Raw genomic sequence first — 12,407 nt, forward strand, 5'->3', positions numbered from 1 at the left:
ATGTAACGGCCGGAGTTGCCTGGCCGGCGACCGGTTCCGACCGACCGCTACCGGCCGGCCTCGGTGTCCACGAAGTGATCGAACTCGCCGGCGGCGACGCCCTGGGCGAACGCCTCCCACTTCTCCGCCGTGGTGGTCACCACCGTCCCGCGATCCCCGGTGTCCCTCAGGTGTACGAGCCCTCCGGGGCCGAACGCGATCTCGATCCAGGGCCCGGGTCCCTCCACGTCATCGGGCGCGGCTCGGGTCCATACGAGGTGCGGCGGGGCGGAGGCGTCAGCCACGGCCGTGGCTCTCCTTCACGGTGCGGATGAGGGCGGCAAAGGCGGCCGGGCTCGTCCGGAGCATCGCGCCGCCGGGGTCGCCGCTCTCGGTGAGGGCGATCGCGTCGTGGTCGGAGGCCACGTGCACGCATGCCTCCCCCTGGGCGCAGTAGGAGGACTTCTGCCAGTCGGGGCTCGTCTTCATCCTGGTTCTCCCTAGAGGTCCTTGGCGATGGTGTCGATGAGGTCGCGTGACTGCTCGGTGTCCAGCGCGACAGCGTCGAGACGGTCGAGAAGTGCTCTGTACTGCGTCAGTTGGGCCTCGCCGTCGATGAACGCCGGGCCGTGGGACTGGTCGAGCTGGACGGTGTCGAGAGTGGGCACCGGGCCCTGTACGTAGTAGAGGGACTGTCCGGATCCGGGGTAGTCCGTCGCGGAGAACGGGATCACCCTGACGTCCACGTTGGGACGCTCGCTCACCTCGAGCAGATGCCGGAGCTGGGCCCGTGCGACGTGCCGGCCGCCGTACCGCATGCGAAGGGCGGCTTCGTGGATGAGTGCGCTGTAGGGCACGGCGTCCTCCCGGTAGAGGACGGTCTGGCGTTTCACGCGGAAGGACACCCGGTGCTCGATCTCGGGCGGCGTCATGCCGGGCACGGCCTGCCGGTGGATCTCCCGTGCGTGGTCGACGGTCTGCAGGAGGCCGGGGACATGGATCGTGTGCGCCGCCCTCAGGCGGGTGCCGTGGTGCTCGATCTCCGCCAGGTCCAGGAGCTTCCGGGGAAGGATCTCCCTGCTCTCCTCCCACCATCCCCGCTTGCGATCGCCCGTCATCCGGACCAGCGCCTCCACCAGGAGCCGGTCCGTGCACGAGTAGGCCTGGGCCGCGACCCGCACACGGTCGGCGCTGACCCCGAACCGGGCGACCTCCATGTTGCTCAGTTGTCCGGCGCTCGTCCCCAGCAGGTCTGCGGCCTGAGTCGTCGTCAGTCCTGCCCGCTCGCGCAGCTTGCGCAGCTCCGCGCCGAGGCGTGCACGGCGTGCCGTGGGCGCTGACCTGCCTGCCATCTGAACTCTCCCTCAGGTCAACCGTGTTACAGGGGCCCACTCGGACGAGTGGTTCGCATCAAGGATTCCGGTCAATCGGATCAAGTAATCCTTGTCAGGCCCTAGTGTCTGATCCAGGCCACCCGCCCGGAAGTACCCCGCTCGACGGAGCGGCCTCGTCACCGGGCCATGCGAGACACACACCCTGACACTCCTCCGTGAACGGAGACTTCCATGACTACGGTCACCGTAACGTCGCCCTGGGCGTACACCCTCCAACTTCCGCAGGATCCCCGCGGTCCCGGGATCGCCCGGGCGACACTGCGGACCGTGCTGACGGTGCACGGCATGCGGGATCTCATCGATGACGCCGAACTGCTGGCGAGCGAGCTGGTGACCAACGCCTACCGGCACTCCTCGGGGCCGTACTCCCTGAGACTGAGGGGCGCTGGGCGGAACCGGGTGCGGGTCGGGGTGTGGGACAGCAATCCGGAGATCCCCGCGCCGTTCGAAGCGGGCGCGACGGACGCGCCCTGCCCCCTGGCGGAGCGTGGGCGTGGGCTGCAACTGGTGCGGGAGTGCGCCGAGAGCTGGGGAGCCTATCCGTCCGGGGGAGCCCTTCCCGGCCAGGGCGGCAAGGTGCTCTGGGCGGAGTGCGCCTGGAGACCTGACCGCGACCGGAGCATGGAGCCGTGACGAGAAGGCACCGTCGGCCACGGCGGCTTGGCCCGCTCCCCGGTCAGATGCGCAGATCCGGCGGGAACCCGGTCCAGCGCAGGTCCTCCGGGAGGTGCCCGGTGTCGTTGACCGCGACCAGGGCGGCCGGCCGTCCCGGGGTGTAGCGGATCACCGTCAGCGCGGCGTTGGCGTGGTTGAGGCCGAGCCAGCGCCATGCGGGCGCGTCCAGGGCGTCCCGTACGAACCACGCGGCCAGGAAGGCGTGGGTGACGACGAGTTCATGGCGGGTCCCGGTGCCGTCCGCCGGCCCGGTGAAGCGCGCCATCGCCTCCGCGGCCAGTTCGGGTCCTCTGCCACGCTCCGTCTCGCTGAACCGGCCGACGAACGCCAGGTAACGGTCCGCCGAGTCCTCCGGGAGCTCATCCCGGGAGGGGCTGTACGGAACGTAGTCCCCGGCCGCTTCCGAGACGTGCAGGGGGACATCCCGCCCCAGTCGCCCATGCGCCAGCCGAGCGGTCTGTGCTGCGCGGGGGAGCGGGCCGTGGTGGACGGCGGAGAGCGGGACGCCCCGTAGCCGCTCGCCCAGCAGGGCCGCCTGGTGGCGGCCGCGCTCGGTCAGTTCGGTCTCGTCCGGCGAGGCCTCGGCATGCCGGGCTATGTAGAGGATCCGGGTGGTGGACGCGGTCATCGGCCGGCCTCCTGCTGTTCTCGGGCGGTGTCGTCCACCGGCTCCGGGGGTGTCGTCCGCTCGTGCGCAAGGCCCGGCTTCGGGGCGCCCTCCGTGACGCGGCCGACCCTGGGGGTGTCCTGGTGGGCGTCCTGGTGGTGTCCTGGGGCTTCCTCCCCATCACGCGGACGGGCTGTCGTCGGTTCCCTGTCCGGCCGGTCCGCTCTCACCGCGCAGGTTCGTCAGGATCTGCTTCAGGGCCTCCATGGCCGGCAGATGCGTCAGGCCCTCGGAGAGAGGCAGATGGGTGGGGCAGAACCACACGCAGTGCTCCGGGTGGCCGGCCCAGTCGTCCGGGTACGTCCGGGCGGGCCGGAATTCCACGAGGGTGAAGTCCTCGTACTCGAACTCCGAACGCCCGGGTGGAACACGGCACATGTCGCAGGACGGCGGCATCATCGGAAGCATCTCCTCTTTCGGTGGCTCGACGGATTCTCGACCCTCGCGGCGACCGAAGACCGAAGACTGGCCGGTAGGGTGCCTCTCCCACCCCGTTCCGGGAGGTGTTGTGGGGGTGTTCACCCTGTTGGAGATCGCCGAGGAACCTTCCCGTCTGACGAGCCGCCTGAGACTCGACGACGGCTCGGATGCCGTCTTCCGGCCTCTGACGCCTGCCGACGCCGGACGCCTGGCCGCACTCCTCGAAGCGCTGAGCCCGGAGTCGAGGCACTTCAGCGCCTTCGACGGCTACGACCTGGCGACCGCGGGCGAACTGTGTGATGCGATCGCGCGCTACGACAAGCTCAGGCTGGTGCTGGAGGAAGCGCAGTCGGGCAGGATCGTCGGCCTTGTCGAATTCAGTCTCGCCCTGACCTCGGGGGACATCGCGCGGTTCCAGGACGCGGGTGTCCGTCTCGTAGCGAGCAGAGACTGCCGCTTCGGTCTCACCCTGGCCGACGACTACCAGGGGCGAGGCGTCGGCACGCACGTGTTCCCGCTCGTCACGGAGGTCGCACGACTGCTCGGCAAGGAGAGGATCATCCTGTGGGGCGGGGTCCGCTCCGACAACCACCGTGCGATCCGTTACTACGAGAAGAACGGATTCCGCGCCGTGGGCTCCTTCGCGGAGGCGGACGGTTCCCTGTCGCTCGACATGATCCTGGACCTGGACCTGGACCTGGACCCTGAGCCCGGACCGGGAGGTGCCGGCGCCCTGCCCGGCGGGTCGTAGCGGCGCTTCCCCGCAGCTCCGGCGTCGCGCGTTCGGGTGATGTCGAGCATCGGCCACCCCTTGTGGCGTACGGGATCCGGCGTGCAGAACCGGTAACTCTCCGGCGTTTCGACCTGACCGCTTCTGACACAGTGCCGCTCCGTGATCAAGGAACGGGGTGAGTGCCGTGGTGTTGACGGGTGGGCCGAGTGACCCGGTGGGACCGCCGAGTGCGGAGGTCCCGGGGCCGAAGCTGAGGCACAGCGACGGACCCTGGCTGAGGGCGGCCGGCGGGGCGGAGGAACTGGTGACTCACCTGGCACCCGTCCGGGCCGAGCTGGCGACCGCCCACGCGGGACTCATGGCGGGGGCGGGACGCCTGACGGCGCTGGCCGAACTGGCGGCCGTACGGGAGTCCTGGGAGCGCCGCATCGGAGCCGCGCAGGGCGAGTGCGGGAGCCTGGCGGGCAGACTTCGTTCCGTCGCCCGGATCCAGGGCGCGACGAACGAGGACGTCAGGTCGTCCATGGCTGCGGTGCCCGTCCCGCGTGTGGACGCCGAGCGGTGACGCCGGCGGTGTCGCTCACCTGGGCACAGTTACGGGACCTGAAGTGCGGCGAGCTGGAGGGCGCGGCCGACGGCTGGGGCAGGTCGAGCAACCGCGCGGACGCCGCCAGGGACCGTATCGAGCAGCAACTGCTCACCGGCCTCCGCGACACCCAGGAGGGCGAGGCGGCCCAGGCCGCGGTGCAGCGACTGCGGCAGCTGGGACGGAACTTCCAGTACGTCTACACGGAGTGCGGGCTGCTCCGTACGACGCTGAACTCCCTGGCCCACGAGATGAAGACCCAGCAGCGCGCGCTGAACGACGCCTTGGACGACGCGGCCGCACTCAAGTACACGGTGCACCCGGACGGATCGGTGACCTACCCGGCCGGAGGGGAGGGCCTGGTCGACGGCGCACCGCTCAAGGGGGGCACCGCCACATCGACCGGACTCCAGGGGCTGCTGCCGCCCTCCGGCCTGACCGCCCCGAACCCTCACGCGGCGAAGGCCCAGGACATCGCCGACCGCGTGACGGGGGCAGTCCGCGCGGCGGCCGAGATCGACTGGCGTTACGCCGGCATCCTGCGTCGGCTCAAGGCGGAGGACGGCCTGAAGGTCCCCGACTCCACCTGGCGGGACGCGGCCGGCGACGCGGCGGAGCTACGGGACGCCGCCTGCGCCTACCTCAAGGACGCCATCCCCCGGGACGCCTCCCCGGCGGACCGGCGCGACTGGTGGGCGGCGCTCACCCAGGAACAGCGCGAGGAGTACCTGGCGGTGTACCCGGACCTGATCGGGAACCTGGACGGCATCCCCGCCCTGGTCCGCGACGCGGCCAACCGGGACAACCTGCAGCTGCTGATCGGCGAGCTGTCGGGCCGGGACGACGACAAGGCGACGACACAACTGGCGGGCCTCCGGGAGATCGACCGGCAGCTGAACGCGGCACCCAAGCCTGGGGAGCCTCCGATGATGCTTCTGGGTATCAGCGACGAGGGCAATGGGCGTGCGATCGTGTCCTACGGAAATCCGGACACGTCCAGGAACGTCGCCGCGTATGTGCCGGGGTTGAATACGGCGTTGGACGAGGAGTTCGCGACGGGCGATCTGAAGCGTGCGCTGGATACGGCAATCGCAACTCGTGAGATCGACCCATCGAGTGCAACAGTTGCTTGGCTTGGGTACGACGCTCCGCAGTTGATTGATGGCCGCGAGAGCCTAGCTGTGGCTGGCAATGAACGGGCGGAGGTGGGTGGACGCGCCTTTCGTGAATTCATGGATGGTCTTGGGGTCGTTAATGAGAATAGTGATCCACATATGGTGGCTATCGGGCATTCTTACGGTTCGCGTACGGTTGGTGCGGCAACACAGTTGCCCGGTGGAATCGCAGGTGTGGACGACATTGTGCTCGTGGGCAGTCCCGGTGTCGGAGTTGATCGTGCTGAGGAATTGGGGGTTGGTCGGGAACACGTTTTCGTCGGTGCGGCTGAGAATGACCAGGTCACCAAGGCACCGTCCAAGCTGCAAGGAAACATGTTCGCCGTTGCTGGACCGGTGGGATACGTCGTCGGTGGCCTAGTTGATCGGGGCAATGACGATCTGTGGTTCGGCAAGGATCCAGCTAGCGAGGCCTTTGGCGCCAAGCGCTTTCATGTTGACGAAGGTCCTGGGATTATCCCTGGGGGGTTGGCGGCCCACTCGTTGTACTTTGATCGTGCGCGTGCGGACTCGGCGTCCGCGGACAGCATTGCTCTAATTGCTGCTGGCAAATCTCATAGAGTCAAAGTTGAGGAACCTCGGTGAAGCGTTTCCGGCGTTGGGTTACTTATATCGCATTCAATGTCCTTGTGGTGTCGGGGTGTGGGGGATCGGAGGTAGGGGCTGTGGACATGCAGGGAGCCGCTGAGCATTCCGATCGCATGCTAGACGGTGTTTTTCAAGGCATTCATCCGAATGTGGCTTGGACGCACGGGCCGACGACATCGGGAGGCTGCGAAGTGACGCGTAGGAGAACCGTAATGACGGTAATCTCACGAGAACGTAGAGGAGGATTTCTGGGCTTGGTGGACCGGCAGTTCCAAAAGTTTGGATACCGAGTCGAAGCCGTCAATAATGACGCTGAGTACCCGGCGATCTACGCGAAGAGCGACGATGGCTACTCGGTAAGTCTGAGGTTCGGTGGTGAGGGGCAGGCGTTCTTCCGGGTGGACACCCCCTGCGTGGAGAAGTCCGAGGTTGCCGAGTCGACCACCCCCGCGACGGCGCCCACCTACGAGGGCATGGAGCACATCCCCCGCCCCAACATCCGCTCCGCCTTCTGGTCCGCCGGCGCCCCCTGACCCCGTACGGACGCCCCTGACGCCCCCTCATGCCTCCATCCACCCGTACACACCAGCGAATCGCATCGTGAACCGAGCCCGAATGGGGGATGGTTGAGGGGTGCGGAAATACTGGGTGTTCGTCGGTGGTGGGATCGGGCTGGGGCTGTGCTTCATCGCCCTGCTCGTCGTCGGCACGTACTCCGCCGCTGCCGGGATCGCCGGGGCGAGCGGGGCTGTCGGGCTGGCCAAGGGGGCGGTGCCGGCGCGGTATCAGCCGCTGGTGGAGAAGTGGGGCAACCTCTGCCCGGCCATCAACCCCGCGCTCCTCGCCGCGCAGTTGTACCAGGAGAGCGGCTGGAACCCGCGCGCCCAGAGCCATGCCGCCGCACAGGGCATCGCCCAGTTCATCCCTGGCACCTGGGCTTCGCACGGCATCGACGGGGACAAGGACGGGGACCGGGACGTCTGGGATCCGGCTGACGCGATCCCGTCCGCCGCCTCGTACGACTGCGAGCTCGCCGGGTACGTCAGGAAGGTGCCGGGCGACCCGACGGACAACATGCTCGCGGCGTACAACGCGGGCGCGTACCGGGTGATCCAGTCGGGCGGGGTTCCGAGGATCAGCGAGACGCAGAACTACGTAAAGATCATCCGTTCGCTGGAGAAGAGCTTCGCCAGGCCGGTCGGCCGGGTGCAGCCCTCGCAGCAGGCGGCGGGGGCGATCTACTTCGCGCAGAAGAAGCTGGGCACCCCCTATCTCTGGGGCGGGAACGGCACCGCCGAGCAGGGGGGCAGGTTCGACTGCTCCGGGCTGACGCAGGCCGCGTACCGGACCGTGGACATCGAACTGCCGCGTGTCGCCAACGACCAGTACAACGCCGGTCCGCACCCCTCACGGGACGAACTGCTCCCGGGGGACCTCGTCTTCTTCTCGGACGATCTGAACAACTCGCGGGCGATCCGGCACGTCGGCCTCTATGTCGGCGGCGGGTACATGATCAACGCTCCGTACACGGGCGCGGTGATCCGGTTCGACAAGATCGACACCCCTGACTACTTCGGTGCGACGAGGGTCACCAAGGACGGTGCGGCGGCGCTGCCCACCGACCTTCCGGAGAGCTGACGCCCGTGCGGCCGTGGCTGGAACTCTCCGTGAAGCCAAGGCCCTGAGCTGCGACGATGAGTCACTCTTCGATAACGTCATGGTGATCGTTCGGTGGAGAGCGGAACGTGCGCGGCCCGCAGGCCGTTCCCTGGTCTGGGACACCATGCGCACGTGACAGTGTGTGACTGCGCAGACGGGTCGGGCCTGACGCCGGCATGGCGTGGGACCGGACCGGACCGCACCGACCACGGGGGTCAGAACGGAGGCGGCGCACAGCGTTGTGCGTCGCGGCAGCAGACAAGGCAAGGGGCCGCGGCAGATGGCTGGACTCGCACTCGATGGGTCGAACCCCGACGTCAGCCTGCTCTACGACATCAACGGGCTGGCGAAGGCGGCTCCGACCTGGTTCGACCGGGTCATGGAGTTCGTCGGTGAGTTCGGGATCATGTTCGCCATGGTCCTGGTGGTCCTGTGGTGCTGGTGGAGCGTGCGCCGGCGCGGGACGGCCGAGGACTCGGTGAGCGCGGTCGCCGGGCTGGTGTGGGCGCCACTCGCAGCCGGGATCGCCCTGCTCATCAACGTTCCCATCCGGGGCTTCGTGGAGAGGCCGCGCCCGTTCGTCGACCACAAGGGGCTCGATGTCCTGGTCGACGGCAAGAACGACTTCTCCTTCGTCAGTGACCACGCGACGATGGCGATGGCCATCGCGGTGGGCGTCTTCGTGGCGAACCGGAAGTTCGGTTTCTTCGCGATCGCGCTGGCCCTGCTGGAAGGGTTCTGCCGCGTCTACATGGGTGTCCACTACCCGACCGATGTGATCGGCGGCTTCGCTCTCGGTACGGCGGTGGCGCTGCTGCTCGCCCCGCTGGCGATGATGCTGCTCACGCCCCTCGTGGGAGCCGTGGCGCGGGCCGGGGCCCTCGGGCGGCTCGTCAGGTCCCGCCGCCCGGTCGGCGTCGTCGACGCCCGGGGCGAGTCGTACGGGATTCCCGAGCCCAGCCGGGGATCGGGCCGTGGTGGCGAGCCGGGTGAGAAGGACCTCGCTGCCTGAAGGCCGTTCGGCGGCACAGGAGCTCGTCCGGTGAGGGGGGTGTCCCGAGGGGCACCCCCTCAGTCGTGTCCGGGCTCGGTACGCGGCGGACCGTGTCCGGGTTCGGGTATGCGGCGGACCGTGTCCGGGCTCGGTAGGCAGTCGACCATGTCCGGGTTCGGGTACGCGGCCGTGTCCGGGTTGTCGCGTCGGGACCGCCGAAAAAGTGGAAATGGCTGAAAGTGATCGTTCCCTGACCCGGCAAGCCCCCGCTGCCGGGGCATCATCATGTCCGGGAATCGGGGGGTGGTCTCTGTGGCAGGTCGGCGACCGTCACGCCAGGAAGTGAACCGGCGTCACGAGCGGACGGGGTTCGTGGGCCGGCGCGGTGAACTGGCGGTCTTCCGGGAGACGTTCGCCCGGGACCCCGAGGAGACCGACTTCCCGTTCCTGTTCCACGTCCGAGGGAACGCGGGCGTCGGCAAGTCGACGCTGGTCCGGCAGTGGGAGACCGCCGCGCTCGAACAGCCCTCCGTCATCACGGCGTTCGTGGGGGACGAGGTGCACGACGCGGTCGAGGCGATGGAAGCGGTGAGCGACCGGCTGGGCCGGCAGGGGCACCCGCTGAAGCGATTCGACAAGCAGCTGGCGATTTACCGTCAGCGCCGTCACCAGGCCGAGAGCGCCGTCCCGGCACCGCCGCCCGTATCCCCGGGGGACCCGGGGGACCAGGGCGCCGAGCCGGCGCCGCCGGCTTCGCCGTCGAGCACGGTGGCGGCCCAGGTGGGGCTGGTCGGGCTGGGCATGGTGCCCGGCATCGGGGCGTTCGTCGGGGCGGTCGATCCCCAGCAGGTGGCTCTGGGCGCCGACAGGGTGCGGGCGGCCCTCAACACCCGTCTCCGCAGCCACGACGACGTACAGCTGGTGATGCGGCCGTTGAGCGTCCTCGCCCCCGTCTTCCTGGAGGACCTCGCCGAGGCGGCGGAACGGTGCCGGCGGGTGGTGCTGTTCTTCGACGTGTACGAGAGGACCGCTCCGGTGCTCGACGCCTGGCTCCGCGACATCGTCTTCGGCGACGAGTACGGGGGCCTCCCCGTCAACGTGCAGGTCGTGCTCTCCGGGCAGCTCCGTCTGGACGCCAGGACCTGGGGTGATCACCTCGGCCGGATCACCGAGGTGCACCTGGACGTGTTCTCCGAGGAGGAGGCACGCACGCTGCTGGCCGGGCACGGAGTCGTCGACGAGGCGGGCGTCGAGCTCGTCCTGCGCCTGTCGGGGCGGCTGCCCCTGCTCGTGGACATGCTGGCCCGGAGCGAGGCCCGGACCGGCGACGGTTTCGCGGATCCCTCGGAGACGGCGGTCGAGCGGTTCCTGAAGTGGGAGTCGCTCCCGGAGCGCCGCGAGGCGGCTCTGGCCTGTGCGCTCCCCCTGCAACTCGACGAGGACATCTATCGGGCGATCGCGCCGGATGGGGCCACCGACGGCTACCCGTGGCTGCGTGGCCTGGCGTTCGTCTCCACACGGTCCGGCCGCTGCCGCTACCACGAGGTCGTGCGTACGGCGATGCTGCGGCTGCAACGCGGGCGCTCGCCGATCGGCTGGCAGCGGGCGCACCTCCGGCTGGCCGAGGTGTTCGAGCGCTGGCGGCTGGCCGCCGGGACGGGCCTCGGCCAGGAGGCCGCCGACGACGCGCCGGAGCGCTGGGAGGACGCCGTCTGGCGCGAGCACCTGCTCAACGAGACGTACCACCGGCTGTGCGCGAACCACCGGACAGCCCTGCCCGACGCCCTGCACCAAGCCGTCCGCGCGGTCGACCACGACCTCGTCACCTTCCGCCGCTGGGCCCAGATCCTCGGCCAGGCAGGACAGGACACAGGTTCGACGGCCCTGGCCTCCCTCGGCAGGCGACTCGAAGCAGCGGGTGAGCACGGAGAGGCGACCGTCGACGCCATCGGCCTGCTGCTGGCCGCACCGGAGCTCGGTCCGGCCGGAAGGGCTCTGGCGTACGTCGTCCGCGGCTGGAAGCACCGCGTCACGGGTGCGCACGCCGATGCTCTCGCCGACTACGAGGCTGCCGTCGCCCTGGATCCGGAGGCTTCGCGCGCTCACACGGGCCTCGGGGAGACCTACCGGTTGATGCGCCGTCACGAGGAGGCGGTAGCCGCGTGCACCCGAGCCGTGGAGCTCGATCCGCTGGACCGGTTCGCCTTCGGCAGCCGAGGGGACGCGTACCGGAATCTGGGCCGTTACGACGAGGCCCTGGCTGACTTCGCGCGTGCCGTCGGACTCGACCCCGGATATGCCTGGGCCTTCGGCAGCCGGGCCCTGGTGCACGAGGCCCTCGGCCACCCGGGGGAGGCCGTGGCGGACTACACGAGGGCGGTGGAGATCGATCCCGAGTACGCATGGGCCTTCGGCAGCCGTGCCTTCGTCCAGGCGAACACAGGCCCGGACGAGGAGGCCCTGGCCGACTACAGCAGGGCCATCGAGATCAACCCGCGGTACTCGTGGGCCCTCGTCGGCCGCGCCAGGCTCCATCACCGCAGGGGGGACCACGGTGAGGCCCTCGCCGACTTCGCCCGGGCACTGGCCGCCGAACCGGACCACGGATGGGCGCTCGTCAACCGGGCGGAGACGTTCAGGGAACTGGGCCGGCACGAAGAGGCCCTGGCCGACCTGACGCGAGCCGTCACGCTCGACCCGGGAAACGAGTTCGCCGTGGCCTGCCGTGGGGCACTGCATCACCACCTGGGCCGGTACGAGGAGGCGCTGAGCGACCATTCGTCCGCGCTCGGCATCGATCCCCGGTACCTCATGTCGCTCCTCGGACGCTCCATGGCGTACCGGCGGCTGGGCCGCTACGACGAAGCGGCTGCCGACCTCACCGTGGCCATCGAGATCGACCCCGGCTCCGTGTGGCGCGTCGCGCACCGCGCCGAGGCGTACCGGCGGGCGGGCCGGTACGAGGAGGCGACGAACGACTACCGGCGTGTCATGGAGGGTGGAGAGCCGGAGGCGTGGTCGTTCGCGGGACGCGCCCAGCTGCATCTGCGCACGGGCAGGTTCCAGGAAGCTCTTGACGACTGCGCCCGGGCCGTCGACCTCGGCCCGGACGACGGCTGGTACCTGAGTCTGAACGCACTCTCCCTCCGCCTCGACGGCGACGAACGGGAGTCACGGTCGTGCTTCGCGCGCGCGATCACACTGCTTCTGGACGCGGGTGCGGACGGCGGCCTCGACCAGGATCTGATGCGGGGCTGCCTTCTCTTCGTCCACTGCGCACTCCAGGAGGACGAGAGCGCCATCGCCCAGTGCGACGCCCTGGTGCGCCCCGGGGTACCGGAGTACGCGATCCGAGAGGCGTACGAGGATCTTTCGCTCCTGCGGGACGTCCTGCCGGACGCGCGGCCGACGGCGGACCCTTTGCTGCGCCGCCTCGGGGCGGTGCTCGGAGGCGGGTCCGCAGCCTCCGGTACGTGGCACTTCCCGGACGGGCGCGCCGGGTGACAGGGGTGTCCCGGGTGGTCGGCCCCTGACCCC

General features: G+C 69.5%; 12 protein-coding genes. 7 read left to right on the forward strand and 5 right to left on the reverse strand.

All coding sequences use genetic code 11. The features are described from left to right. Window positions 1-47: 47 nt before the first annotated feature. Genes ACFXOA_RS08055 through ACFXOA_RS08065 form a run of 3 tightly spaced genes read right to left on the reverse strand, consistent with a single transcriptional unit; the run spans window position 48 to window position 1,331 of the window. Entirely contained in the window at window positions 48-284 is a 237-nt protein-coding gene (locus tag ACFXOA_RS08055; protein WP_385023847.1) for a DUF397 domain-containing protein, read from the reverse strand. Next, window positions 277-468 carry a DUF397 domain-containing protein gene (locus ACFXOA_RS08060; protein WP_385023849.1) on the reverse strand — a complete coding sequence of 64 codons (192 nt, stop codon included), beginning with the start codon at window positions 466-468 and terminating at the stop codon, window positions 277-279. The genes ACFXOA_RS08055 and ACFXOA_RS08060 overlap by 8 nt, the downstream gene beginning before the upstream one ends. An 11-nt stretch (window positions 469-479) precedes the next feature. Continuing rightward, on the reverse strand, window positions 480-1,331 hold the full coding sequence (locus tag ACFXOA_RS08065) for a helix-turn-helix domain-containing protein (RefSeq protein ID WP_385023851.1): 852 nt from the start codon (window positions 1,329-1,331) through the stop codon (window positions 480-482). Window positions 1,332-1,544: 213 nt separating this feature from the next. On the opposite strand from ACFXOA_RS08065, the gene ACFXOA_RS08070 reads away from it, so the two are divergent. After that, window positions 1,545-2,006 carry an ATP-binding protein gene (locus ACFXOA_RS08070; RefSeq protein ID WP_385023853.1) on the forward strand — a complete coding sequence of 154 codons (462 nt, stop codon included), beginning with the start codon at window positions 1,545-1,547 and terminating at the stop codon, window positions 2,004-2,006. Window positions 2,007-2,049: 43 nt separating this feature from the next. Here ACFXOA_RS08070 and ACFXOA_RS08075 read toward each other — a convergent pair whose 3' ends face one another. After that, window positions 2,050-2,676, reverse strand: coding sequence for a histidine phosphatase family protein (locus ACFXOA_RS08075; protein ID WP_385023855.1), 627 nt, complete (start codon window positions 2,674-2,676; stop codon window positions 2,050-2,052). Window positions 2,677-2,835: 159 nt separating this feature from the next. Continuing rightward, the gene (locus ACFXOA_RS08080; protein WP_385023857.1) at window positions 2,836-3,114 is read right to left on the reverse strand and encodes a hypothetical protein; all 279 of its coding nucleotides are present in this window, start codon (window positions 3,112-3,114) and stop codon (window positions 2,836-2,838) included. A gap of 115 nt (window positions 3,115-3,229) precedes the next feature. Here ACFXOA_RS08080 and ACFXOA_RS08085 point away from each other — a divergent pair, with 115 nt between their 5' ends. The 6 genes from ACFXOA_RS08085 to ACFXOA_RS08110 all read left to right on the forward strand — a co-directional run bounded on the left by ACFXOA_RS08085 (window position 3,230) and on the right by ACFXOA_RS08110 (window position 12,374). Beyond that, window positions 3,230-3,886 carry a GNAT family N-acetyltransferase gene (locus ACFXOA_RS08085; RefSeq protein WP_385023859.1) on the forward strand — a complete coding sequence of 219 codons (657 nt, stop codon included), beginning with the start codon at window positions 3,230-3,232 and terminating at the stop codon, window positions 3,884-3,886. A 286-nt stretch (window positions 3,887-4,172) separates the two neighbouring features. Beyond that, on the forward strand, window positions 4,173-4,433 hold the full coding sequence (locus ACFXOA_RS08090) for a hypothetical protein (protein ID WP_385023861.1): 261 nt from the start codon (window positions 4,173-4,175) through the stop codon (window positions 4,431-4,433). After that, complete coding sequence (locus ACFXOA_RS08095) at window positions 4,430-6,214, forward strand: alpha/beta hydrolase (protein WP_385023863.1); 1,785 nt, start codon at window positions 4,430-4,432, stop codon at window positions 6,212-6,214. Before ACFXOA_RS08090 ends, ACFXOA_RS08095 begins: the two co-directional genes overlap by 4 nt. A gap of 651 nt (window positions 6,215-6,865) precedes the next feature. Then, on the forward strand, window positions 6,866-7,855 hold the full coding sequence (locus ACFXOA_RS08100; protein WP_385024182.1) for an NlpC/P60 family protein: 990 nt from the start codon (window positions 6,866-6,868) through the stop codon (window positions 7,853-7,855). A 301-nt stretch (window positions 7,856-8,156) separates the two neighbouring features. After that, the gene (locus ACFXOA_RS08105; RefSeq protein ID WP_385023865.1) at window positions 8,157-8,888 is read left to right on the forward strand and encodes a phosphatase PAP2 family protein; all 732 of its coding nucleotides are present in this window, start codon (window positions 8,157-8,159) and stop codon (window positions 8,886-8,888) included. Window positions 8,889-9,212: 324 nt separating this feature from the next. Then, the gene (locus ACFXOA_RS08110; RefSeq protein WP_385023867.1) at window positions 9,213-12,374 is read left to right on the forward strand and encodes a tetratricopeptide repeat protein; all 3,162 of its coding nucleotides are present in this window, start codon (window positions 9,213-9,215) and stop codon (window positions 12,372-12,374) included. Window positions 12,375-12,407: the final 33 nt, after the last annotated feature.

This window comes from Streptomyces sp. NPDC059166 (assembly GCF_042755185.1).
Classification (GTDB): Bacteria; Actinomycetota; Actinomycetes; order Streptomycetales; family Streptomycetaceae; genus Streptomyces.

Coding starts and splice junctions, on each gene's coding strand:
- ACFXOA_RS08060 (WP_385023849.1), bottom strand. CDS start 468: ATGAAGACGAGCCCCGACTGGCAGAAGTCCTCCTACTGCGCCCAGGGG.
- ACFXOA_RS08065 (WP_385023851.1), bottom strand. CDS start 1,331: ATGGCAGGCAGGTCAGCGCCCACGGCACGCCGTGCACGCCTCGGCGCG.
- ACFXOA_RS08070 (WP_385023853.1), top strand. CDS start 1,545: ATGACTACGGTCACCGTAACGTCGCCCTGGGCGTACACCCTCCAACTT.
- ACFXOA_RS08075 (WP_385023855.1), bottom strand. CDS start 2,676: ATGACCGCGTCCACCACCCGGATCCTCTACATAGCCCGGCATGCCGAG.
- ACFXOA_RS08080 (WP_385023857.1), bottom strand. CDS start 3,114: ATGATGCCGCCGTCCTGCGACATGTGCCGTGTTCCACCCGGGCGTTCG.
- ACFXOA_RS08105 (WP_385023865.1), top strand. CDS start 8,157: ATGGCTGGACTCGCACTCGATGGGTCGAACCCCGACGTCAGCCTGCTC.